The organism is Pseudomonas sp. PvP028 (assembly GCF_017832255.1).
Lineage (GTDB): Bacteria > Pseudomonadota > Gammaproteobacteria > Pseudomonadales > Pseudomonadaceae > Aquipseudomonas > Aquipseudomonas syringae.
The window spans coordinates 499759-522032 of the sequence record NZ_JAFIBL010000001.1; the positions used below are offsets into that span (position 1 = coordinate 499759).

Consider the following 22274-nt stretch of genomic DNA (forward strand, 5'->3'; position numbering starts at 1 on the left):
GTCAGCAACGGCCTTGTCGAATTTTGTAATAACTGTTTTGCTTCGAAATGTTCGGATTAGGGCAAAGTCACGCAATTTTAAACAGAGGACGCTGGTATGAAGTGGCTGAGAAGGTCGATTTGGCTTGTGGTATTCGTTGCACTGGGGATCGGCGCATTAAGCCTCTACTACGTCCTGCCGCGCCATGATGTCGTGATGATCACCGGCGTGGAAGTCAAAAGAATGGACGCCGACGGCGTCATCAACGCCGAAAACCCGGCAGACGGCCCGACCCGCGACGTGTACTTCATCAACACCGAAGACCCGGACAGCAAGAAAGTCGTGGTCTACCGCAACGAAGACACCGGCTGGAGCTTCCCGTGGTACTTCAAATTCGACTCCGCCGACATCCAGGCCAAAGCCCAAGGCTACTCGCGTGATTCCCAGCAACTGGCTTTGATTCGCTACTACGGCTGGCGGATAACCATCCTGTCGATGTTTCCCAACGTGACCGAAGTTGAAGCGGTGACGAGTCGTGATCAGCCGTTTCCGATTTTTAACACGATCTTTTTTGTGGTGGTGGGGTTGTTGGTAGTGATGGTTGTGGTTGGGGTGAGGAGGAGGTTTAAAGGGCGGGCGCGGGTTGATGGGGTGGCGAGGTAACTTTCAGCAGTGATCACATGAACACGCCCAGACAGAGTCAATCTGCCGGGGCGTTTTCGTTTCAACAGATTGAATCTGGACTTTGGCCTAAGTGACTCAGCCCTTGTTGAACAGTTCGGGCAAACCTTCCGATTTCAGTACAGCCTTGACGGATGGACGTGCTTCGACTCGGGCCATGAACGCTTGCAAAGCAGGTTGCGCTTCCAGCGAAATGCCAAAATTGACAGACCAGCGCGTTACCGCGAACAGGTAGGTGTCAGCAACGCTGAAATCGTTACCCAGCAGGTAATCACGGCCATCCGCGAGCAGGCCATTCAAGTAGGTTTGTCTGGCGATGACCGGACGCTGAGCGTCGGTGGCATCAGCCCCCTTCGCCAGATAGAAAAGCGGTGTCCAGGCCTTGTGATATTCAGCAGCCAGATAATTGAGTATCTCCTGCAGCCGTGCACGCTCCAGCGTGCCGTTGGCTGGCACCAGCGCTGGTACGAAGTGGTCACCCAGATATTGCAGCACGGCAGCGCCTTCAGTCAGAACAGCACCGCCATCCAACCCCAGCGCAGGAACAGCACCTTTGGGGTTGATCGCGTAATAGTCATCGCCGGATTCAAGCGTGTGCTGTCGCAGATTGACCTTGACCAATTCGTGAGCGACACCCGCTTCGTGCAACACGATATGAGCGGCAAGCGAGCAGGATCCGGGAGAGTAGTAGAACTTCATAGGTGATTGTTCCGGTGGTTGAGAATGACCAGATCCTAGCACCCAGATAACTTTTGTATAGCTGGTAACTTAAGGATACTCTCATTCTCCGGTTACCATTCTGTAACCTGGTTACGCGCTGGAAACTCGCGACTCCACAAAGGAACACCCCGCCATGTCCCTGAAAATGCGCAAAAGCAAAGTCGACCATCCCGTCCCGGAATGCGCGGTGGCGGCGTGCATGTGGTTGCTGGGCGGAGTGTGGACTCCAAATCTACTGTGGAGTTTGAGTGCCGGTCCTCGACGATTTGGCGAACTGCGCGTTGATATTCCCGGCATTTCGGCAAAGATGCTGTCGGTAAGGCTTAAGGAGATGGAGGAGAAAGGCGTGGTTATTCGGACTGTGCTGGCGACTTCGCCGCCTTCCGCGGAGTACAGCCTTTCGGAGTTGGGGCTGGAGTTGCTGCCTGCGATTGAGGCGATTGCGGAGATTGGGTATCGGTTAAAGTCCGGGCGGGGGAAATGAAGACACATATAGAGTAGCCACCTAAATGACCTCAAATGTAATCAGCCCTTCGCTCCAGGAAAGTTTGGCCTGCGCAAGCCTAGAATGCCGTCTACGTTCGAAATGGAAGAAGCCCGAACGGTGACGTTTGGGCTTTTTCATAATGCGCATCTCCCCTAGTAAAAAACCTAAAGAATCAGCGCATCGCTTTTACATGCTAACGTTCTGCGCCATCTGAATATCTTAACTCTAGGGCAAAAGGTAAGTTTAATTTAGCAACCTTGACCCGGGCGGAGACCACGCGATGCGTTGCAGATCGTACCAGTCATGACCCATGTCATGTTCGCAGCAGCAGCACCGAAAGTCGGAGTGTAAGTAAAAGTAAGAGGTGTGCCATCTGTAGCAGTAGCAGCACTGGTGCCCGTGATAACACCAACGTTCGAGACGGCTAGACCAACAGTGTTAACCGTTGCAACTGCTGCTGGAACGCCGTTTGAGCCGGCTCCGCAAGCTAACAACGCTCCGGTCTCTTGAGCACATAGACCAACAGCCTGCTTGTAAGAAGCGATATCATTTACAGTAGCCGATGCACGGGCTCTAGACGTGTAATCCCCATACTGAGGAATTGCTACAGCCGCCAAGATACCAACGATCGCTACAACGATCATCAGTTCAATCAGCGTAAAACCTTTTTGGGCATTCATATTCACTTCTCCAGGGGCGTCAATTAGGTGGTGCCTTGGGAGCGTGAAAGCACAGGTCGTGCCAAAACTTCTTTTCAGTCGTCAACATTGCCAATCCCGCGTATGAGCTGCAATTCATGCTCCGAAATCCGCAGAAACTGACAATTTTCGTCACATAGCTCTCTGCCATTTGGCAGCATCGCCCGACTGCGCTATAACCCACACATTGTATGTGTCTGGTGGGTTTATGACTGATGCTGTCCTCACTGGCTTGGCCAAACAATTGGTCCTCGCCGAGCTACTTACTGAATCTGTTGCGCAGCAAGCGTATCAACAGGCGCGCCGTGACAAGATTTCGTTGGTGAGCCATCTGGTTCAGAACAAACTGGTCAAAAGCTTGACGCTTGCAGAGATGGCTTCCGAGCAGTTTGGCGTGCCTTTTATGGACCTCGCCGGCTTGGACAAAGAAAGTCAGCCCAAAGGCCTAGTCAGTGAAAAGCTGGTTAGACAACATCACGCATTGCCGTTGTGGCGACGCGGTAACAAACTGTTTATCGGGATTTCGGACCCGACCAATCATCAAGCAGTGACCGATATCCAGTTTAGCACTGGCCTGAATACCGAAGCGATTCTGGTCGAAGATGACAAGCTGACCATAGCGATAGATCGTTTTTTTGACAGTGATAGCGGCCTGGGCAATCTGGAGGATGTCGATCTGGGCCTGGATATCGAACCGGCCGATGGCAAGGAAACCTCTCTAACTACTCAGAATGACGCTGACGATGCTCCAGTCGTGAGATTCGTCAATAAGATGCTGATGGACGCTATCCGGCTAGGGTCATCAGACCTGCACTTCGAGCCCTATGAAAAGATTTTTCGTGTGCGCTTGCGCACCGACGGCATACTGCATGAAGTCGCCAGACCTCCAATTCACTTGGCCAATCGTATTGCTGCACGTTTGAAGGTCATGGCCAGCCTGGACATCTCGGAACGGCGCAAGCCTCAGGACGGACGCGTAAAGTTGAGGGTGTCCAAAACAAAGGCCATCGATTTTCGTATGAATACCTTGCCCACGCTGTGGGGCGAGAAGATCGTGATGCGGATCCTCGACCCGACCAGTGCACAGATGGGCATTGATGCGCTGGGGTACGAGCCAGAACAAAAGGCATTGTATCTGGAGGCGTTGAAGCAGCCACAGGGTATGATTCTTGTGACCGGCCCGACAGGCTCCGGCAAGACCGTGTCCCTGTATACCGGCCTGAATATCCTTAATACCGTAGACATCAACATTTCCACAGCTGAAGACCCGGTGGAGATCAACCTGGAAGGCATCAATCAGGTTAACGTCAACCCGCGCCAAGGACTGGACTTTTCCCAAGCCTTGCGCGCTTTTTTGCGTCAAGATCCCGACGTGATAATGGTCGGCGAGATACGAGACCTGGAGACGGCAGAAATTGCCATCAAAGCCTCGCAGACCGGCCATATGGTGCTTTCAACACTGCACACCAACAGCGCAGCGGAAACGTTGACTAGGCTGCATCATATGGGCGTTGCAGCGTTCAACATTGCTACAGCAATCAACCTGATTATTGCGCAGCGACTCGCACGTAAGCTGTGTACCCACTGCAAGAAAGAACTAGACATTCCTCGCGAGACACTCATTAAAGAAGGCTTTCCAGAGACGAAGATCGGTACGTTCAAGATCTATGGGCCGATGGGCTGCGAGCATTGCAATGGTGGTTATAGAGGCCGAGTCGGCATTTACGAGGTGGTCAAGAAAACAGCGGAGCTGGAACGTATTATCATGGAAGAAGGCAACTCACTTGAGATTTCTAGGCAGATGCGCAAGGACGGCTTCCATGACCTGCGAACCTCAGGCCTGTCAAAAGCCATGCAGGGCATTACCAGCCTTGAAGAAGTCAACCGAGTGACCAAGGATTAAACATGGCCAGCAAGGCAGCAAAAGTCATCGTTTACACTTGGGAAGGTGTTGACAAGAAAGGTACTAAAACCAGTGGTGAACTGAGTGGCCATAACCTGGCCCTTGTAAAAGCGCAGTTGCGCAAGCAAGGCATCAACCCGACCAAGGTACGCAAAAAATCAGTTTCGATTTTTGGCAGGGGCAAGAAAATCAAGCCGCTGGACATTGCGTTTTTTTCTCGCCAGATGGCTACGATGATGAAAGCTGGTGTACCGCTTTTGCAGTCGTTCGACATCATCAGCGAGGGCGCTGAGAATCCAAATATGCAAACGCTGGTGAACTCCCTTAAGCAGGAGGTTTCGGCCGGCAATAGCTTTGCGACCGCCTTGCGTCAAAAACCTGAGTATTTCGACGATCTATATTGCAACTTAGTGGACGCCGGAGAACAAGCCGGGGCTCTTGAAAGTCTTCTGGACCGAGTGGCGAGTTACAAAGAGAAAACTGAAAAACTGAAAGCTAAAATAAAAAAAGCCATGACTTATCCTACAGCCGTGCTAATAGTGGCAGCTATAGTTACTGGTATATTACTAATAAAAGTAGTACCGCAATTCCAGTCAGTTTTTTCTAGCTTTGGTGCAGCGCTACCTACTTTTACATTAATGGTTGTAGGTCTATCGGAGTTTGTACAGCAGTGGTGGCTGGGAATAATTAGTGTATTTTTTGCCGGTTTTTTCATATTCAAACGTGCGTATAAGCGGTCTCAAAAATTTAGAGATCGTATCGACAGGCTTATGTTGAAGCTTCCAGTCATTGGTCCGTTAATTTTCAAGTCATCAGTGGCCCGTTACGCGCGAACGCTTGCTACGACTTTCGCGGCCGGTGTTCCACTGGTGGAAGCTCTGGACTCAGTTGCAGGTGCCACGGGCAATGTCGTGTTCAGAAATGCAGTTAATAAAGTTAAGCAAGACGTATCAACAGGTATGCAATTAAACTTTTCCATGCGTTCGACAGGAGTATTCCCAAGTCTGGCAATCCAGATGACTGCCATCGGCGAGGAGTCGGGCGCACTGGACACTATGCTAGACAAAGTGGCGACCTACTATGAGGATGAGGTAGATAACATGGTCGACAGTTTAACCAGCCTAATGGAACCAATGATTATGGTAGTACTCGGTGTGGTAGTGGGCGGTTTGGTTCTTGCTATGTACTTACCTATCTTCCAACTCGGAAACGTCGTCTGACATGCCCCTCCTCGACCTCCTGGCCAGCTCCCCACTGGCCTTCGTCACCACCTGCTGCATCCTCGGCCTGATCATCGGAAGCTTCCTCAACGTGGTCGTCTATCGCCTGCCAATAATGATGGAGCGCGACTGGAAAGCCCAATCCCGTGAACTGCTCGGCCTGCCTGCTGAACCCGATCAACCCGTCTTCAATCTGAACCGCCCCCGTTCCAGCTGCCCGCATTGCGCGCACAAAATCCGCCCATGGGAAAACCTGCCGGTGATCAGCTATCTGCTGCTGCGTGGCAAATGCTCGCAGTGCAAGGCGCCGATCAGCAAACGTTACCCACTGGTCGAGCTGACCTGCGCAGCGTTATCGGCATACGTGGCCTGGCATTTCGGGTTCGGCTGGCAGGCGGCGGCGATGCTGGTATTGGGCTGGGGGCTGCTGGCGATGAGTCTGATCGATGCTGATCACCAGCTGTTACCTGATTCTCTGGTGCTGCCACTGCTGTGGCTGGGCCTGATCGTCAACGCCTTCGGGCTGTTCACCTCGCTGAACGATGCGCTGTGGGGAGCGGTGGCCGGCTATCTGGCGCTGTGGTCGGTGTTCTGGCTGTTCAAGCTGGTGACCGGCAAGGAAGGCATGGGTTATGGCGACTTCAAGTTGCTGGCCATGCTGGGCGCGTGGGGCGGCTGGCAGATTTTGCCGTTGACCATCCTGTTATCGTCGCTGGTGGGCGCGGTGCTTGGGGTGATCATGATGCGTGTGCGCAGGGTCGAAAGCGGTACGCCGATCCCCTTTGGTCCTTATCTGGCCATTGCGGGGTGGATCGCTTTGCTCTGGGGTGGTCAAATAACCGACTCTTACATGCAGTTTGCCGGTTTCAGATGACTCACCCTGATGAAAAACCCTGGATTCTTGGCCTGACTGGCGGCATCGGTAGCGGTAAAAGTGCAGCGGCGAAGTGTTTTAGCGACCTTGGCGTCGACACTGTGGATGCCGATCATGCCGCCCGCTGGGTAGTCGAGCCCGGGCGCCCGGCGCTGGAGCAGATAGCGGCGCACTTCGGTAACGGCGTGTTGCAGACCAGCGGCGAGCTGGATCGTGGCGCGCTGCGCAAGCTGATCTTCGAAAACCCTGAGCAGCGGCGCTGGCTGGAAGCGCTGCTGCATCCGCTGATCAATCAGGAAATCGTCAGCCATCTGGCCAAGGCCAAGTCGCCGTATGCCATTTTGGTCTCACCACTGCTGGTCGAGTCCGGGCAATACCGCATGGTTCAGCGGCTGCTGGTGATCGATGCTCCGGCGCACCTGCAGATAGAACGCACCATGCTGCGCGACAGCTCCAGCCAGGAGCAGGTCGAAGCCATTCTCAAGGTGCAGATCCAGCGTGAAGACCGCCTGCGTCATGCCAATGATGTGCTGGTCAACGACCGCGATCACGCCTGGCTCACCAGCGAAGTCGAGCGGCTGCACCACTTTTACCTTACTTTGCGTGGAGGCCAATCATGAGCCAACCAATGACCGTTCAATGCCCAACCTGCGACGCCCCGGTGGAATGGAGCGCAGCCAGTCCGAGCCGCCCGTTCTGCTCCGAGCGCTGCAAACTGATCGACCTGGGGGCCTGGGCTTCTGAAGAGCATGCAATTCCGGTGAGCCCGGATGCCGAGGATGAGTTGTTCTCGGGTGATCTGGAGGCTCCGCATAGGGGGCATTGATCGACGCAGTCCCAGACAACTCTGTTTCTTGCCAACGGACGAGTGACTGGAGCGACGATCCGAATTGCTCACGAAGGCTGTCTCACAGTCGCCTGACTCCAAGCGGCTGTGTTCAACCTCTCGAGGGTATATTCACCTGACGTCCCTTTGCTTGCCCCCAGAAACCGCAATCAGAAGATCTCGTGCAGACCAAACCCAGCCGCCCAGCAAAAGACAGGGAACCAGTATGGAAAAGAATTGATGAAAGTCAGAAAATGGCCTCTTGGCAACCCCCACGCCAACAATACCCAGAATAAAAAGACAGAAAAACAAATAACCGAGCACTCTAAAAAACAAATAAACGACGTTTGAAAATTTTATACGCTCCACCCACACCACACCCCGTCGTGAGAAAAGTGCCATCCAGCAAGCGTGACATACTGTCGACCACACAAAGCAAGTAAACTGATAGACCGATATCTGAACTCCCGCGTCGAGAAAAACCCAGGCATACATGGCATCCATTGCCTCACCCGCAGCTATTAACTGCCCGGCCAAATAATAAAGACCTACACCGCCCAACGCATAAACCGCCAAACCCAAAATGAGCACTGTCAGGTCCCTGTTCCAGAATCATTTCGCCTTTACCACCACACCAGCCTTTTCAGAACAGTATGACGCTCCTACCAGCTCGCTAATAAACTGCGCAAACAAAAGCCTATTTCAGATAGTTATCAACAGCAACACTCTTGACTCTACAAACCTCGTGCGACAGTCTGTCTCTATCCATAGCCTTCTCGGGATCCATCTCCTCCGAAACCTTATCTATCGCGTCCTTGTAGACCTTGCTGTCAGGATTGATGCTAGACGCGCATTTCATCAAGGCATAGCTAATCACTGAATTTTTCGAAACGCCCAAACCTTTCTCATAGATTAAGCTGAGGTTCGCGAAAGCGGCGTCGTCGTCCTGCTCCGCTGCTTTCCAGTACCAGTCCATGGCTTTCGAGTAATCCTGGGGAACACCATAACCATGTTTGTACATGTTGCCTAACTCGTTTTCCGCATAGGCAATTCGCTCTGCAGAGAGCGCACGAAAATACAGCAGCGCTTCTGCATAGTTACGTTCGACACCACGCCCCTCTTTCAGCATGCGCGCAAGCTGATACTGAGCACGCGGCATATTTTGAGCAGCCGCTAATCGGTACCACTTTGCAGCTGTGGCGTTATCAACAGCACCGCCACGGCCTGATTCAAAAAGACTTGCCAGATCCGCCTGCGCAACGGCAAGCCCTTGAGTTGCTGCGAGCCTAAGCCAATAACGAGCCTCCTTGTAGTCCGTCGCTGTCCCTTTGCCAACGTTGTAAAAATATCCGATCTTGTACTGCGCAGGGGCATAGCCATTTGAAGCACTACGCCGGTACCAAGCAAGTGCGCTCTCATAGTCCTTTTCTACACCTGCGCCATACTCATAGGCTTGGCCCAGCGCCAGTTGACCTATAGGGTCGTTTCCGGCAGCAGATTTTTCATACCATTTAAATGCCTCATGCTCATCTTTCTCGACGCCCTTTCCTTCCGCGAGGCTTTTAGCCAGGTTTCGTTGCGCAAGGAGGTTGCCCTTCTCGGCTGCCAATTTAAGAAAGCGAAAACCTTTGGCCGCATCACGGTCGACACCACGACCTTCGATGTATCCCACACCCAGAATATTCAACGCCTCGGCATCACCACTGTCAGCGGCACGCTGTATGAAGCCAACCGCTGACGCTTCATCCTTTTCTACGCCTCTTCCTTCGCCAAGCATAAGTGCGTATCGGGACTGTGCAGCAGGCAAACCTTGCTCCGCAGCGACCTTATAAAACTCAGCAGCCTTTGCTAGATTTACAGCTGTGCCAACACCGTTTTCATAAAAAAAACCTAACCGGTATTGAGCCAGCACCAGCCGCTGCTGTGCGGCGGCAGAGATATTCTCAAAGGCTTTTATCGCATCTTTGGATACACCTTTCCCCTCCTCATACTGCAACCCGATGTAGTACTCGGCCTGAGCATTGCCTTTTGCAGCCTCCTTTTGGAAGAGAGAAAATGCTTGCTGATACAGTCCTTGATTGTACGCATTCAGGCCTTGCTGCATTGATGCCAATGCGCCCTCTGAAAGACAAAAAAGTAAAAGCCCGGCGAAGAGTGCATTAGCTTTCAATATCCAATTCCCGAATGCATATTTTGAGTACCATTTGACTGGCTTTTCATGCCTTCGGCACAGGACAGAAAAGCTTTAGGCGACCGAATGGAAATCTAACATGCGCTATACATACGGCAAAAAAACTGAAAGCGGCACAGTCTATTTTCATAACCGTCGCCTTGAGTGTTGAGCAAGCGCCCTATGAATGCTCGACCCCAGATCAGGCAGGCTTATCTAACCCATGCTCTGACACCGACCTGAATCTGCCCCAACGCAGTACATGTATAAGTAACTGCGCAAGCACGCAGTCAAAATTGAGGCTTCTCCAACGCAGCCCTCAACGCCTCAGCACTGCCAAACTGCTGCTGACGGACCAACTGCCCGTCGCGCAACTGTAACCACAGCACTTTATCGTCATCGCCTGCGTACTGCGGCACGATGCGCGCGTCTCGATCAAGCATCACGCGGTAGCTGTAATCGCGCATTTTGGGGATGGCGAACATTTTGGCGATGATGGTTGGCATTTTCTGGATGTCAGCGACAAACACCGTATGGCGTGATTCCAGAAAGCCTTTTGGCTTGTCCTGAAGGGCGGCATTAACCAGCTTGGCGGCGTCCATGCTGCGTGCGACCAGCAGGGTTTGTGTCTGGTTGTTCAGGGTGTACGGCTGGTCATATTGATCGAGCAGTGTCCAGGAAGACAGACGCTCACCGACTTGCAGCGCATTGGCGGTGAGGGGCAGCAAGGCCAGCAGCAGGATGGGCAGGAGCTTCACAGGTCGATCCTCGATATAAAGCAGCGCCTGCGGACATTTATCGCAAGCGATCAAAAAATGAATTGCCAGTCTACACCCCTGCATTCACTCTTCCAGTCATGGCAACTTGAACGCTAAGCTTGGCCCTATGGATGACTCAGACTACCTGCGCCTGTTGACGATCCAGGCCGAACAAGCCAACGCCTTTCTTTCCAATGCGCGGAAGTGGGAGCGTGAGCGCTGGGTTTGTCAGCGCCTGTTGCAGGGGCTGAACATTGCGCATCGTAATGAGGACTTCACGCCTGCCAGTCAGGAGCCGCCGGATGTGCTGTTTCGTGACGGGCGCTTCGAGGTGTTTTTCGTGCTGGATGAGGGTCGGCGTCTCAATGACGAGTGGCGCGAGGAGCTGGCGCGACGACGAAGCGCGTTCTCGTTGAGCCAGCTGGTACGTCGGGAGGCCAAGCCTAAGCGCATTCCGGCCTCTGAACTGCTGCACCGACTCGCCCCTACCCTGCGCAAGAAATCCACCAACTATCGCGAACGCGGCATTGATCTGGGCGGGCTGGATATCATCGCCTTCGCCAGCCTCAAGCGCGAGGTGCTGGACCTCAACAGTCACTTTCCACCACCGACCGAGTACCTGCGTCAGGGCTGGCGTTCGTTGTCGCTGGTGGGGCCGACCTTCGCTCGGGTATTGTTCGCGCATCCCGGCGCTCCGGATTTTCTGCGTACCAATCTGGGGCGCAGTGTCGTTTTCGATGTTGGAATCAGTTTATGAGCCCCTTGCAGGAACTGCTGGCCGATGTGCCGCAACAAGGTCGTGTGCGCTGGATAGGCGTGCGTCCGCAATCGCGGGTCGAGATGATCGAGCTGGATGCCGTGGAAGCACGTCGTGAAGCAGGTCTGACCGGCGATCACTCGCGGCCCGGCCCGCGCAATGCGCGGCAGGTGACGTTGATCCAGTGGGAACATCTGGCGGTGGTTGGCTCGTTGCTGAACCGCGCGGCGGATAATCCCATCGTGCCGCAGGATTTGCGGCGCAATCTGGTGATCAGTGGCATCAACCTGTTCAGCCTGAAGAATCGACGTTTCCGGATCGGTCAGGCGATTTTCGAAACCACCGGCTGGTGTCAGCCGTGTGCGCGACTTGAGCAACGTCTTGGTCACGGGACGTTCCAGGCGGTGCGCGGGCATGGTGGAATCACCGCGCGAGTGTTACAAAGCGGAATCATCCGCCTGGACGACACGCTGCAGGTCGAGCCGCTGGAAATCACCGACCCCTGGCCCCCTGCCCGACAGCACGCCTGAGACAACGGATAAATTGAGCAGACACCTGAACCCGGAACCGCAAAGGTGTGTCGAAGAGTACCTTCAGGCACACCGGCATCCAGTCGAGCGCAGGCCGCTCCTGCCCCGGACAGTGTCGTGATGAACCCATTATTGAGCCTTCTGACGCTATGAGCTGCCTTGCGCTCGCGAAGATCGAGCTCCCCCCGAATTCCTTAAACCTTCCGAGTAATCCTTATGACGCATCGTATTGTTATCGTTGGCGGAGGCGCTGGCGGTCTGGAGCTGGCTACCAGTCTGGGCAAGACCCTGGGCAAGAAAGGCACGGCCAGTGTCACGCTGGTTGATGCCAACCTGACGCATATCTGGAAACCGCTGTTGCACGAAGTGGCTGCCGGTTCGCTCAACTCGTATGAGGACGAGCTGAACTACGTGGCTCAGGCCAAGTGGAACAACTTTCAGTTTCAACTCGGGCGCATGACCGGTCTGGACCGCGCCAGCCGCCAGATTCATCTGGCCGAGACGCTGGATGAAAACGGCGCAGAACTGGTTCCGGCACGCAGCCTGGGTTACGACTCGCTGGTCATCGCCGTGGGCAGCACCACCAACGACTTCGGCACCAAGGGCGCGGCAGAGCACTGCCTGTTTCTCGACAGCCGCAAGCAGGCCGAGCGCTTTCACCAGCAACTGCTTAACCACTACCTGCGCGCCCACGCCGGTCGGGCCGACAGCGCGCAGGAAATCACCGTGGCCATCGTGGGTGCCGGTGCAACCGGTGTCGAGCTGGCGGCAGAGCTGCACAACGCGGCGCATGAGCTGGCGGCTTACGGGCTGGGTCAGATCAAGCCGGAAAACCTGCGCATCACGGTGATCGAAGCCGGCCCACGGGTGTTGCCCGCGCTGCCCGAGCGCATCGGCGCGCCAGTGCACAAGACGCTGGAAAAACTCGGCGTGACGGTGCTGACCAATGCAGCAGTCAGTGAAGTGACGGCTGATGGCTTGATCACCGCTACCGGGCAGGTCATTCCGGCCAGCCTGAAGGTCTGGGCGGCAGGTATTCGTGCCCCGGCCTTCCTGCATGAACTGGATGGTCTGGAAAGCAACCGGATCAATCAGTTGCAAGTGCTGCCGACGCTGCAAACCACCCGTGACGAAAATATCTTCGCCTTCGGTGACTGCGCGGCCTGCCCGCAAAAAGGCACCGACCGCAATGTCCCGCCCCGCGCTCAGGCCGCCCATCAGCAGGCGTCGTTGCTGGTTAAGTCGCTGCGCTTGCGGATCGAAGGCAAGACGTTGCCTGAGTACACCTACAAGGACTACGGCTCGCTGATCTCGCTGTCGAGCTTCTCGGCCGTCGGCAATCTGATGGGTAACCTGATGGGCAGCGTGATGCTCGAAGGCTGGCTGGCGCGGATGTTCTACGTGTCGCTGTACCGCATGCACCAGATGGCGCTGTACGGCACTTTCCGTACCCTGATGCTGATGCTGGGCAGCAAGATCGGCAAAGGCACCGAGCCGCGGATGAAGCTGCACTAAGACACGCCAGACGAGAAGTGCACGGGAGAGCACTCTCGTGCCCATGCTCCAGCGTGAGGAACGATCACCCCACTATCGTGCGGCGCTCTGCGTCGCATGCCGTTCTGGACGCTCTGCGTCCTCTTGACGACGCAGAGCGTCGTGAAACGCATGCCCACGCTGGAGCGTGAGGAGCGATCACCTCACTATCGTGCGGCGCTCTGCGTCGCATGCCGTTCTGGACGCTCTGCGTCCTCTCCCAAGTGAATTCGGCTGTTCTGCCAACGCGTTTGCTGCGCCGACTTGCGGTGCCCCGAATACCCGCTATTTTTAACAGGATCGGGTTGTGCGCCAAGCAATCGGACGGAAGGCTCTCGTACTGGTATCAAGTTTGTCTGCGGCGCGCAGATAACCATTGGGTCGTGTACAACGCTGCACTGTTCAGGGATCGAACCCATGATGTCGAATCAATCCAGTAGTACTCCTGCACAAAATCATCCGCGTTTCGTCTGGTTCTCACTCATTCCCGTCATACCCGCCATTGCCTGGATTCTCACGCAGTTCGGCACGGGTACGGCCAATCTGGTGGCGTGCGCTGTACTGCTGGCGATCGGTCTCGGCACCTGTGCCTGGGCTGCCCGTTCACAGCAGAACGAAGTGCGCCGCGCAGTGGCTCAGGCGCTGGATCATCACCAGGCGCATAGCGCACAAAGCAGCGCCATGGCATCCAACGCCCAGTTCAATGAGATCCTCCTAGGTGCCATGCCGATCTGGGCCAAGCAGGTCGAGAGCTCGCGCCAGCAGACCGAAACCGCGATTGTCGAGCTGAGCACGCGTTTCATGGGCATTTCCGAGCGCCTGCAGGAAACCGTGCAGGCGTCGCAGCACGCTGCCGGTGAACTGGACGGTCAGAACGCCGATGGTGCGCTGAAAGTGTTGTCGCAGAGTGACAGCGAACTGAGCCGGGTAATCGACTCGCTCAAATCCACTCAGGCCAGCCGCGACCAGACGCTCTCCCAGGTCCGCAGCCTCACCGCTTATACCGGCGAATTGCGCACCATGGCCGCCGACGTTGCAGCGATTGCCGCACAGACCAACCTGCTGGCCCTCAACGCGGCCATCGAGGCGGCGCGTGCCGGTGAGGCGGGCCGTGGCTTTGCCGTGGTGGCCGATGCGGTGCGCAGCCTGTCGAGCAAATCCAGCGAAACCGGTCAGCAGATGTCCGCCAAGGTCGACATCATCAACAACGCCATCACCCAGTTGGTGCAGGCCGCATCGAGCGGTGCCGATCAGGACAGCCATTCGGTGGCCGCTTCCGAACAAAGCATTCAGAACGTTCTGGAGCGCTTCCAGAGCATCACCGGTCGCCTGGCCGAGTCCGCCGACCTGCTCAAGCAGGAGAGCTACGGGATTCGCGACGAAATGACTGAGGTCCTGGTGAACCTGCAGTTTCAGGACCGGGTCAGCCAGATTCTCGCCCACGTACGCGACAACATCGACTCGTTGCACGCGCACCTGCTGCAAGCCAGCCAATCCCCTGATGAGGCGGTCGCCATCGACGCCCGGCAATGGCTGGCGCGCATGGAGTCCACCTACGCGACCGACGAGCAACGTCGCACTCACCGAGGTGAATCGGCAGCACAGCAGGATTCGCAGGAAATCACGTTTTTCTAGGAGTAAATCATGGCTAAGAGTGTATTGGTGGTCGACGATTCAAGCAGCGTCCGGCAAGTCGTCGGTATCGCGCTGAAGAGTGCCGGATACGACGTTATCGAAGCCTGTGACGGGAAGGATGCACTGGGCAAGCTCACCGGGCAGAAGGTGCACCTGATCATCAGCGACGTGAACATGCCGAACATGGACGGCATCACTTTCGTCAAGGAAGTGAAGAAGCTGGCCAGCTACAAGTTCACGCCCATCATCATGCTGACCACCGAATCCCAGGAATCGAAAAAAGCCGAAGGTCAGGCCGCAGGCGCCAAGGCGTGGGTCGTCAAACCGTTTCAGCCGGCACAAATGCTCGCAGCGGTTTCCAAGCTCATCCTGCCCTGAGACCCAGGCCCATGGAGGCCAGCATGCCCACGCCAGACGAAAACGCTACCGACACTACACGCGTGCAGATAGACGGCGAGTTGACGATCTACACCGTGACCGAACTGGCCGCCAGGCTATTGCCACAGATCGGCGCTGCGGCACGCCTGGAGGTTGATCTTTCACAGGTCACCGAGATGGACGGCGCCGGCCTGCAACTGCTGGCAGTGATTCAGCGCGAAGCCGGCAAGACCGGGACTTCGCTGCATTTGACCGGGCAAAGCAAGGCGGTCAGCGAAACCTTCGAGTTATGTAATCCGGGTGTGGTGCTGTAGCGCGTCCATTTGCAGTACTGCCCAGTGATCGATCAAGGAAGTCATCGTGAGTATTAATCTCGATCAGGCACAGCAGACGTTTATCGTTGAAGCGCGTGAGCTTTTGCAGGCGATGGAGGAATCCCTCCTGCAACTCGAAAGCGAGCCCGGCGACCAGGACGCGATCGGCGCGGTTTTCCGCGCAGCGCACACCATCAAAGGCTCGGCCGGACTGTTCGGGCTGACGCCTATCGTCAGTTTTACTCACATCGTCGAAGACGTGCTGGATCGTCTGCGTGAAGGCAGCGTTTCGGTAAACGCCGAGCTGATCGCCGTGCTGCTCAAATCCGGCGATCACATGCTTGAGTTGATCGACGTGGTCGCCAGCCGTGGCCAGCAGATGCAGCAACCTGCACTGGAGCGCGAGGCAGCGCTGCGTCAGGCGTTGCAGGTCTTCCAGGCACCGGCCAGCGCCGGGGCCGCTGACAGCGCGAGCGCGTCGGTCGTCAGTGATGATGAACCGTCAGCCGAAGTGCTCTGGCATATCTCGCTACGTTTTGGCGTGGATGTGTTTCGCAACGGCATGGACCCACTGTCGTTCCTGCGCTATCTCAATACCCTGGGGCAGATGGTCCAGGTCACGACGGTAACCGACAGTATTCCAGCAGTTGAGGCGTGGGACCCGGAATCCTGCCACTTGGGTTTCGAGATCGATTTCCGCTCTGCTGCCGGGCACGCCGCGATCAACGAAGTCTTCGATTTCGTGCGTGAAGACTGCGCCGTGGAAATCACCGCGGTGAACGAGACGCCAACCCCCGTCGAGCCCACCGGCACCGAACTGGTCTCGCAGCACGAGCACAGCCCTATAGTGGCCAGCGGCGAACTGCTGGGCGATCAGCGCGCAGTGCCACGTACGCCGGCAACGGCAACCGCTGTAGAACGCCCGTCTTCGGGCAGCGAGCAGAAAAACAAGGATGGCCGCTATGTGCGCGTCAACGCCGACAAGCTCGACGAGCTGATCAATCTGGTCGGCGAGCTGGTCATTGCCAGCGCCGGCGCCAGCCTGCTGGCCAAGTCGTGCGACAACGACCCGCTTCAGGAGGCCAGTTCCACCGTATCGGGGCTGGTCGAGCAGATCCTGGATGGCGCGCTGCACCTGCGCATGATCCCCATCGGCGACACCTTCAATCGCTTCCGCCGTGTGGTGCGCGATGTCAGCCAGGAACTGGGCAAGGACATCGACCTGATCATCAATGGTGCGGAGACCGAACTGGACAAGACCGTCGTCGAAAAGATCGGCGACCCGCTCATGCACCTGCTGCGCAACTCCATGGATCACGGCATCGAGAGCGCCGAAGCACGTCGCGCGGCAGGCAAACCGGCCAAAGGTCATTTGAGCCTCAACGCGTACCACGACTCGGGCAGCATCGTCATTGAAATCGCCGACGACGGGGCCGGACTCAACCGCGAGCGCATCCTCGACAAGGCCCAGCAACGCGGACTGGTGGCGGCCGGCGCAAGCCTCACCGATCAGGAAATCTACAACCTGATTTTCGAACCCGGCTTTTCCACAGCCGAGGCCGTCACCAACCTTTCGGGGCGGGGTGTCGGCATGGACGTGGTCAAGCGCAACATCACCTTGCTGCGCGGCACGGTGGATCTGGACAGCCAGCCCGGTCAGGGCACCATCGTGCGCATCCGCCTGCCGCTGACGCTGGCGATCATCAACGGTTTTCTGGTCGGTATCGATCAGTCGACTTACGTGATCCCGCTGGACATGGTGCAGGAATGCATCGAGCTGGACGAACACAACCGGCAGTTGACCCGCGACAGCGGCTACCTGGACCTGCGTGGCGAAGTGCTGCCGCTGGTCTACCTGCGTGACCACTTCAATCATGAAGGCCCCGCCGCCAGGCGCCAGAACGTGGTGGTGGTGCGTTACGCCGAGCACAAGGCCGGGCTGGTGGTCGACGAGCTGCTTGGCGAGTTCCAAACCGTTATCAAACCTCTGGGCAAGCTGTTCGGCGCGCTGCGCGGCATCAGCGGCTCGACGATCCTGGGCAGTGGTGCGGTGGCGTTGATTCTCGACATACCTGCCCTGCTCAACCAGATCGTACACATGGAGGCCCGCTCGACCCAGGCGCCTCAATCCCTGTTGCCCACTTCTCGCTGACGGATTCGCAATTCCCAAGGAGTTACTTCAATGAAATGGTTCTACGATCTGAAGATTTCCACCAAGCTGATTACCTCGTTTCTGGTGGTTCTGGCGTTGACCGCGGCCATGGGAGTCTTTGCCATCCTCCAGCTCGGCCAGGTCAACCAGGCCGCTCAGGACATCAAGGAAAACTGGATGCCGTCGATGCGTGCGGCCGCGGGCATGCGCTTCTTCGCGGCCAACTATCGCCTGAAGGAAAACCGCCACATTGCAGCCGACACCGCCCAGGAAAAGGCACAGATGGAGCTTGAAGCAGCGGACGCTCGCAAACAGTTCGAAACCCGCCTGGCCACCTATGACAAGCTGGTGGTCAGTGATGAGGATCGCCAGTTGTTCAATAGCGCTACAGCGACATGGGCTGCGTACCTCAAGAGCAGTAGCGAGTTGTTCGACATGTCCCGTCAGGGCCTCGAAGCCCAGGCACGAGCGATGCTGAAGGGCGATTCCAAAACGCATTTCGACGAATTGACCGGCCAGTTGCAAAAAATGGTCGAGCTCAACGACGCCGGTGCGACTGTCGCGGGTGACAAGGGCACGAAGCTGTACGAAAACGCACGCATCTCGATCATCGTGGTACTGATTGCAGCCTTGCTGATCGGCCTGGGTCTGGCGCTGTTCATCGCCCGGATCATTTCCCGCCCGCTGAAGGAGGCTGCAACGGCCGCCGAGCAACTGGCAGAGGGCAATCTCAACGCCCACATCGGCCACGGTTCCAAGGACGAGACCGGCATGGTGCTCAACGCCATGCGCAACATGGTCGGCAAGCTGTCGCACATCATCGGCGAAGTGCGTAACGCCGCCGACAACCTGGCCAGCGCCTCGGAAGAAGTCAGCGCCACCGCGCAGTCGATGAGCCAGGCCACCAGCGAGCAGGCCGCCAGTGTCGAAGAGACCAGCGCATCGGTCGAGCAGATGAGCGCCAGCATCAACCAGAACACCGAGAACGCCAAAGTCACCGATGGCATGGCCAGCAAGGCCGCCAAGGAAGCCACCGATGGCGGCGAATCGGTGCAGCAGACCGTCGTGGCGATGAAGAAAATCGCCCAGCGCATCAGCATCATCGATGACATCGCTTACCAGACCAACCTGCTCGCCCTCAACGCCGCCATCGAAGCCGCCCGTGCCGGCGAACATGGCAAGGGTTTCGCAGTAGTGGCCGCCGAGGTGCGTAAGCTGGCCGAACGCAGCCAGGTGGCCGCGCAGGAAATCGGCGAGCTGTCGTCGAGCAGCGTGGACATGGCCGAGAAGGCCGGCAAGTTGCTGGACGAGATGGTGCCTTCGATCAACAAGACCTCCGACCTTGTGCAGGAAATCAGTGCCGCGTCGGAGGAGCAGGCAGCCGGTGTGGCGCAGATCAACACTGCCATGACCCAGCTCAACCAGGTCACCCAGCAAAACGCATCGAGCAGCGAAGAACTGGCGGCTACTGCGGAAGAAATGAGCAGCCAGGCCGAACAACTGCAACAGGCCATGAGTTTCTTCACCCTCGACGCATCGCCAAGGGCCGTCGCACAGAGCGCTACTTTCGACAGCCGCAACAGCCCGAACCGTCAGCCTCCGCGGCCACCGCAACAGGCTCCGCGCAAGGCATTTGCGCAAAGCATGGCGGGCGCACCGGACGAATCGGAATTTACCCGTTTCTGATTGCCGGCTTCGATAGAGACTCCAGGGGAGAACGACATGGGCTCATTGGTCACGACTCGGCAGGCCGCAGCGACGGTCGAAGAAGAGGCGCAGTACCTGACTTTCATGCTCGGTGGCGAGATGTTCGCCATCGGCATTCTGGGCATCAAGGAAATCATCGAGTACGGCAGCCTGACAGTGGTGCCGATGATGCCCGCCTTCGTGCGCGGGGTGATAAACCTGCGCGGTGCGGTGGTGCCGGTGGTTGATCTGTCGGCGCGTTTCGGGCGGCAGAACTCGGCCATCACCCGGCGCTCGTGCGTGATCATCATCGAGGCCAACAGCGAGGACGGCCAGCCGCAGGACATCGGCCTGCTGGTCGACAATGTCTCGGCGGTGCTGGAGATTCCGGCGTCGCAGATCGAGCCGCCGCCGAACTTCGGTGCGCGAATTCGCGCCGACTTCATCAGCGGCATGGCCAAGGTCGACGGCAAGTTCGTGATCGTTCTTGAGGTCGACCGCGTGTTGTCCATCGATGAAATGTCCAGCCTGGCCGAGGCAAGCCAGTCGCTGCCGACCGACGTCGACGCGACGTGAGGTCTGCACATGCCTGATACAGCGTCGCTCACCGATCGCGAATTCGGCCAGTTCCAGAACTGGCTGTACAACGCTGCGGGCATCAAACTGACGCTGGCCAAGAAAGCGCTGGTCGCCGGCCGTCTGTTCAAGCGTCTCAAGCATTACGAACTGGACAGCTATGGCGAGTATTTCAAGCTGATCATGAACGATCAGCGCAACGGCGAGCTGCAAGTAGCGCTGGACCTGCTGACCACCAACGAAACGTATTTCTTCCGCGAACCCAAGCACTTCGATTTTCTGCGTCAGCAGGTGCTGCCCAAGGTCACACACGGCAAAATGTTCCGTATCTGGAGCGCCGCCAGTTCGTCTGGCGAAGAGCCTTATAGCCTGGCCATGACTCTGGCCGAACAACTGGGCACCACGCCTTGGGAAGTGGTCGGTTCGGACATCAGCACCCGCGTGCTGAGCAAAGCGCGCAGCGGGCACTACCCTCTGGAGCGCACCGAAACGTTGCCGCAACCTTTGCTGTTCAAATACTGTCTGAAAGGCATAGGTCGCCAGGAAGGGACCTTTCTGATCGACAAGTCGTTGCGCAGCCGGGTCAGTTTCGTGCAGGTCAATCTCAATGACACCCTGCCCGATCTGGGCGAGTTCGACGTCATTTTCCTGCGCAACGTGATGATCTATTTCGATCAGGAAACCAAAAGCAAAGTGGTCGCGCGGTTGATTCCGCGTCTCAAGCCAGGAGGCTATTTCATCATCAGCCACTCAGAAAGCCTGAACGGTATAAATGACATGTTGAAAATGGTCTCCCCTTCGATTTACCGCAAACCATGAACACGCCTGTGGGTGTCGCCGAAATAGTACTCGGGCCTGGCGAAGTGGTCTTTCAGACCCGGCCGACCCGCCTGCGCACGTTGCTGGGTTCATGCGTGGCGATTACCTTCTGGCACCCGTGGCGGCGTATTGGCGGCATGTGCCACTTCATGCTGCCCGGGCGCATACGCAGGCATCAGCCACTGGACGGCAAGTACGCTGACGAAGCGATGGAAATACTCATTCGCCATGCGCTGGCCAATGGCACCCTGCCGGAGGAATATCAGGTCAAGCTGTTCGGCGGTGGCGAAATGTTTCCAGCTCATCGCCATGACCCGCACATGCAGAACGTCGCTGCCAGCAACGTTCACGCGGCACTTGCGCTGGCCGAACAAAACCGTCTGAAACTGATGGCTCAGGACCTGGGCAGCACCGGCCATCGCAGCATCATCTTCGACCTGTGGGACGGAAACGTATGGGTCAGGCACCAACCAATGGAAGCAATGGAAAAAGATGCCAAACAAAAAAATCAGCGTACTGCTGGTCGATGATTCGGCTGTAGTTCGTCAGGTACTGGTGGCCATTCTCAACGATACCCCCGACATTCATGTCATGGGTGCGGCGTCAGACCCGATATTCGCCATGAGCAAGCTCGCTCAGGAATGGCCGGACGTCATTGTGCTGGACGTGGAAATGCCACGCATGGACGGCATCACCTTTCTCAAGAAGATCATGAGCGAGCGGCCGACACCGGTGGTGATCTGCTCGTCGCTGACTCAGAAAGGCGCGGAAACCTCATTGCAGGCGCTGTCTGCCGGGGCGGTGGAAATCATCACCAAGCCCACCACCGGCCTGAAGAACTTCCTCATCGATTCGGCTGCCGAGCTGGTTGCCGCAGTACGCGCAGCAGCCAACTCCAACGTCAGAAACCTCGGCAAGCGCACCGCCGCCCCGGTGCTGACCCCGGCCAGCAAACTGACCGCCGATGCCATTCTGCCGGCTGCCAGCGGCCATGCCATGGCGCAGACCACTGAACGCATCGTCGCCATCGGCACCTCGACAGGCGGTACACAGGCACTCGAAGCGGTGCTTACGGCCCTGCCTCGCGTGTGCCCGGGCATGGTCATCGTCCAGCACATGCCGGAGAAATTCACCGCATCGTTCGCCGAACGCCTGAACAGCCTGAGTCAGATCGAGGTGCGCGAGGCCAGAAACAACGACCGCATCCTGCCCGGCCTCGCACTGATCGCCCCCGGCGGCAAACACATGATGGTCACGCGCAGCGGCGCCTACTACCACGTCCAGGTCATCGACGGCCCGCTGGTCAACCGCCATCGTCCTTCGGTGGACGTGCTGTTCCGTTCGGTGGCCAAATTCGCCGGCAAGAACGCCACCGGCATCATCATGACCGGCATGGGCGACGACGGCGCACGCGGGCTCAAGGAAATGCTCGACGCCGGCAGCGCGACAGTGGCTCAGGACGAAGCCAGCTGCGTGGTGTTCGGCATGCCCAAGGAAGCGATCAAACTGAACGCGGCGCAGCGGATCATTCCGCTGCAGGAGATTCATCAGGCGATCCTGCACCGGTGAACCCGAAGC

The 22274-nt window shown here is 57.1% G+C and carries 25 protein-coding genes; 20 read left to right on the plus strand and 5 right to left on the minus strand.

What is annotated here, in order from left to right:
* Positions 1–96: 96 nt before the first annotated feature.
* A complete protein-coding gene (locus tag JOE34_RS02275) occupies positions 97–642 on the plus strand; it encodes a DUF1523 family protein (protein ID WP_010415546.1) in 546 nt (181 codons plus the stop codon).
* Positions 643–738: 96 nt separating this feature from the next.
* Here JOE34_RS02275 and gstA read toward each other — a convergent pair whose 3' ends face one another.
* Positions 739–1359, minus strand: a complete 621-nt coding sequence (gene gstA / locus JOE34_RS02280) for a glutathione transferase GstA (protein ID WP_010415549.1) — start codon at positions 1357–1359, stop codon at positions 739–741.
* Between the two features lie 154 nt (positions 1360–1513).
* Between gstA and JOE34_RS02285 the strand changes: the two genes are divergently transcribed.
* Positions 1514–1864 carry a helix-turn-helix domain-containing protein gene (locus tag JOE34_RS02285; protein ID WP_010415551.1) on the plus strand — a complete coding sequence of 117 codons (351 nt, stop codon included), beginning with the start codon at positions 1514–1516 and terminating at the stop codon, positions 1862–1864.
* A gap of 251 nt (positions 1865–2115) precedes the next feature.
* On the opposite strand, the gene JOE34_RS26040 is transcribed toward JOE34_RS02285, so the two are convergent.
* A complete protein-coding gene (locus JOE34_RS26040) occupies positions 2116–2547 on the minus strand; it encodes a prepilin-type N-terminal cleavage/methylation domain-containing protein (RefSeq protein WP_010415553.1) in 432 nt (143 codons plus the stop codon).
* Positions 2548–2773: 226 nt separating this feature from the next.
* Between JOE34_RS26040 and pilB the strand changes: the two genes are divergently transcribed.
* Genes pilB through yacG form a run of 5 tightly spaced genes read left to right on the plus strand, consistent with a single transcriptional unit; the run spans position 2774 to position 7388 of the window.
* Positions 2774–4468 carry a type IV-A pilus assembly ATPase PilB gene (pilB, locus tag JOE34_RS02295; RefSeq protein ID WP_010415555.1) on the plus strand — a complete coding sequence of 565 codons (1695 nt, stop codon included), beginning with the start codon at positions 2774–2776 and terminating at the stop codon, positions 4466–4468.
* A 2-nt stretch (positions 4469–4470) separates the two neighbouring features.
* Positions 4471–5688: a type II secretion system F family protein gene (locus tag JOE34_RS02300; RefSeq protein ID WP_010415557.1), complete on the plus strand. Its 1218-nt coding sequence runs from the start codon at positions 4471–4473 to the stop codon at positions 5686–5688.
* 1 nt (position 5689) lies between these two features.
* Positions 5690–6562, plus strand: a complete 873-nt coding sequence (locus JOE34_RS02305; RefSeq protein ID WP_010415559.1) for an A24 family peptidase — start codon at positions 5690–5692, stop codon at positions 6560–6562.
* Positions 6559–7182 carry a dephospho-CoA kinase gene (gene coaE, locus JOE34_RS02310; protein ID WP_010415561.1) on the plus strand — a complete coding sequence of 208 codons (624 nt, stop codon included), beginning with the start codon at positions 6559–6561 and terminating at the stop codon, positions 7180–7182. Before JOE34_RS02305 ends, coaE begins: the two co-directional genes overlap by 4 nt.
* Positions 7179–7388 carry a DNA gyrase inhibitor YacG gene (gene yacG / locus JOE34_RS02315; protein ID WP_002552020.1) on the plus strand — a complete coding sequence of 70 codons (210 nt, stop codon included), beginning with the start codon at positions 7179–7181 and terminating at the stop codon, positions 7386–7388. The genes coaE and yacG overlap by 4 nt, the downstream gene beginning before the upstream one ends.
* Positions 7389–7520: 132 nt before the next feature.
* Here yacG and JOE34_RS02320 read toward each other — a convergent pair whose 3' ends face one another.
* The 3 genes from JOE34_RS02320 to JOE34_RS02330 form a co-directional block, all read right to left on the minus strand.
* On the minus strand, positions 7521–7979 hold the full coding sequence (locus tag JOE34_RS02320; RefSeq protein WP_010415567.1) for a hypothetical protein: 459 nt from the start codon (positions 7977–7979) through the stop codon (positions 7521–7523).
* A 106-nt stretch (positions 7980–8085) separates the two neighbouring features.
* Positions 8086–9558 carry a tetratricopeptide repeat protein gene (locus JOE34_RS02325; protein ID WP_074997850.1) on the minus strand — a complete coding sequence of 491 codons (1473 nt, stop codon included), beginning with the start codon at positions 9556–9558 and terminating at the stop codon, positions 8086–8088.
* Between the two features lie 290 nt (positions 9559–9848).
* Entirely contained in the window at positions 9849–10316 is a 468-nt protein-coding gene (locus JOE34_RS02330; RefSeq protein ID WP_057405993.1) for a hypothetical protein, read from the minus strand.
* A gap of 127 nt (positions 10317–10443) precedes the next feature.
* On the opposite strand from JOE34_RS02330, the gene JOE34_RS02335 reads away from it, so the two are divergent.
* The 13 genes from JOE34_RS02335 to JOE34_RS02390 all read left to right on the plus strand — a co-directional run bounded on the left by JOE34_RS02335 (position 10444) and on the right by JOE34_RS02390 (position 22265).
* Positions 10444–11073: a DUF1780 domain-containing protein gene (locus JOE34_RS02335; RefSeq protein ID WP_003345130.1), complete on the plus strand. Its 630-nt coding sequence runs from the start codon at positions 10444–10446 to the stop codon at positions 11071–11073.
* Positions 11070–11603, plus strand: a complete 534-nt coding sequence (locus tag JOE34_RS02340; RefSeq protein WP_003317783.1) for an MOSC domain-containing protein — start codon at positions 11070–11072, stop codon at positions 11601–11603. The genes JOE34_RS02335 and JOE34_RS02340 overlap by 4 nt, the downstream gene beginning before the upstream one ends.
* Entirely contained in the window at positions 11488–11724 is a 237-nt protein-coding gene (locus tag JOE34_RS26090) for a DUF3094 family protein (protein ID WP_327188337.1), read from the plus strand. The genes JOE34_RS02340 and JOE34_RS26090 overlap by 116 nt, the downstream gene beginning before the upstream one ends.
* A gap of 95 nt (positions 11725–11819) precedes the next feature.
* On the plus strand, positions 11820–13118 hold the full coding sequence (locus JOE34_RS02345; RefSeq protein WP_209995083.1) for an NAD(P)/FAD-dependent oxidoreductase: 1299 nt from the start codon (positions 11820–11822) through the stop codon (positions 13116–13118).
* A gap of 438 nt (positions 13119–13556) precedes the next feature.
* Entirely contained in the window at positions 13557–14771 is a 1215-nt protein-coding gene (locus tag JOE34_RS02350) for a methyl-accepting chemotaxis protein (protein ID WP_170963882.1), read from the plus strand.
* Between the two features lie 9 nt (positions 14772–14780).
* Positions 14781–15149: a response regulator gene (locus JOE34_RS02355; protein ID WP_002553206.1), complete on the plus strand. Its 369-nt coding sequence runs from the start codon at positions 14781–14783 to the stop codon at positions 15147–15149.
* 23 nt (positions 15150–15172) lie between these two features.
* Positions 15173–15463: an STAS domain-containing protein gene (locus JOE34_RS02360; protein ID WP_074956035.1), complete on the plus strand. Its 291-nt coding sequence runs from the start codon at positions 15173–15175 to the stop codon at positions 15461–15463.
* 46 nt (positions 15464–15509) lie between these two features.
* On the plus strand, positions 15510–17615 hold the full coding sequence (locus JOE34_RS02365) for a chemotaxis protein CheA (RefSeq protein ID WP_209995084.1): 2106 nt from the start codon (positions 15510–15512) through the stop codon (positions 17613–17615).
* A 30-nt stretch (positions 17616–17645) separates the two neighbouring features.
* On the plus strand, positions 17646–19301 hold the full coding sequence (locus JOE34_RS02370) for a methyl-accepting chemotaxis protein (protein ID WP_010415605.1): 1656 nt from the start codon (positions 17646–17648) through the stop codon (positions 19299–19301).
* 36 nt (positions 19302–19337) lie between these two features.
* On the plus strand, positions 19338–19877 hold the full coding sequence (locus JOE34_RS02375) for a chemotaxis protein CheW (protein ID WP_010415607.1): 540 nt from the start codon (positions 19338–19340) through the stop codon (positions 19875–19877).
* A 9-nt stretch (positions 19878–19886) separates the two neighbouring features.
* Positions 19887–20696 carry a CheR family methyltransferase gene (locus JOE34_RS02380; RefSeq protein WP_010415609.1) on the plus strand — a complete coding sequence of 270 codons (810 nt, stop codon included), beginning with the start codon at positions 19887–19889 and terminating at the stop codon, positions 20694–20696.
* Positions 20693–21226, plus strand: a complete 534-nt coding sequence (cheD, locus tag JOE34_RS02385; protein WP_010415611.1) for a chemoreceptor glutamine deamidase CheD — start codon at positions 20693–20695, stop codon at positions 21224–21226. Before JOE34_RS02380 ends, cheD begins: the two co-directional genes overlap by 4 nt.
* The gene (locus JOE34_RS02390; RefSeq protein WP_003423093.1) at positions 21189–22265 is read left to right on the plus strand and encodes a chemotaxis response regulator protein-glutamate methylesterase; all 1077 of its coding nucleotides are present in this window, start codon (positions 21189–21191) and stop codon (positions 22263–22265) included. Before cheD ends, JOE34_RS02390 begins: the two co-directional genes overlap by 38 nt.
* The last annotated feature ends 9 nt before the right edge of the window (positions 22266–22274 follow it).

Coding starts and splice junctions, on each gene's coding strand:
- JOE34_RS02275 (WP_010415546.1), top strand. CDS start 97: ATGAAGTGGCTGAGAAGGTCGATTTGGCTTGTGGTATTCGTTGCACTG.
- gstA (WP_010415549.1), bottom strand. CDS start 1,359: ATGAAGTTCTACTACTCTCCCGGATCCTGCTCGCTTGCCGCTCATATC.
- JOE34_RS02285 (WP_010415551.1), top strand. CDS start 1,514: ATGTCCCTGAAAATGCGCAAAAGCAAAGTCGACCATCCCGTCCCGGAA.
- JOE34_RS26040 (WP_010415553.1), bottom strand. CDS start 2,547: ATGAATGCCCAAAAAGGTTTTACGCTGATTGAACTGATGATCGTTGTA.
- pilB (WP_010415555.1), top strand. CDS start 2,774: ATGACTGATGCTGTCCTCACTGGCTTGGCCAAACAATTGGTCCTCGCC.
- JOE34_RS02300 (WP_010415557.1), top strand. CDS start 4,471: ATGGCCAGCAAGGCAGCAAAAGTCATCGTTTACACTTGGGAAGGTGTT.
- JOE34_RS02305 (WP_010415559.1), top strand. CDS start 5,690: ATGCCCCTCCTCGACCTCCTGGCCAGCTCCCCACTGGCCTTCGTCACC.
- coaE (WP_010415561.1), top strand. CDS start 6,559: ATGACTCACCCTGATGAAAAACCCTGGATTCTTGGCCTGACTGGCGGC.
- yacG (WP_002552020.1), top strand. CDS start 7,179: ATGAGCCAACCAATGACCGTTCAATGCCCAACCTGCGACGCCCCGGTG.
- JOE34_RS02335 (WP_003345130.1), top strand. CDS start 10,444: ATGGATGACTCAGACTACCTGCGCCTGTTGACGATCCAGGCCGAACAA.
- JOE34_RS02340 (WP_003317783.1), top strand. CDS start 11,070: ATGAGCCCCTTGCAGGAACTGCTGGCCGATGTGCCGCAACAAGGTCGT.
- JOE34_RS26090 (WP_327188337.1), top strand. CDS start 11,488: ATGGTGGAATCACCGCGCGAGTGTTACAAAGCGGAATCATCCGCCTGG.
- JOE34_RS02345 (WP_209995083.1), top strand. CDS start 11,820: ATGACGCATCGTATTGTTATCGTTGGCGGAGGCGCTGGCGGTCTGGAG.
- JOE34_RS02350 (WP_170963882.1), top strand. CDS start 13,557: ATGTCGAATCAATCCAGTAGTACTCCTGCACAAAATCATCCGCGTTTC.
- JOE34_RS02355 (WP_002553206.1), top strand. CDS start 14,781: ATGGCTAAGAGTGTATTGGTGGTCGACGATTCAAGCAGCGTCCGGCAA.
- JOE34_RS02360 (WP_074956035.1), top strand. CDS start 15,173: ATGCCCACGCCAGACGAAAACGCTACCGACACTACACGCGTGCAGATA.
- JOE34_RS02370 (WP_010415605.1), top strand. CDS start 17,646: ATGAAATGGTTCTACGATCTGAAGATTTCCACCAAGCTGATTACCTCG.
- JOE34_RS02375 (WP_010415607.1), top strand. CDS start 19,338: ATGGGCTCATTGGTCACGACTCGGCAGGCCGCAGCGACGGTCGAAGAA.
- JOE34_RS02380 (WP_010415609.1), top strand. CDS start 19,887: ATGCCTGATACAGCGTCGCTCACCGATCGCGAATTCGGCCAGTTCCAG.
- cheD (WP_010415611.1), top strand. CDS start 20,693: ATGAACACGCCTGTGGGTGTCGCCGAAATAGTACTCGGGCCTGGCGAA.
- JOE34_RS02390 (WP_003423093.1), top strand. CDS start 21,189: ATGCCAAACAAAAAAATCAGCGTACTGCTGGTCGATGATTCGGCTGTA.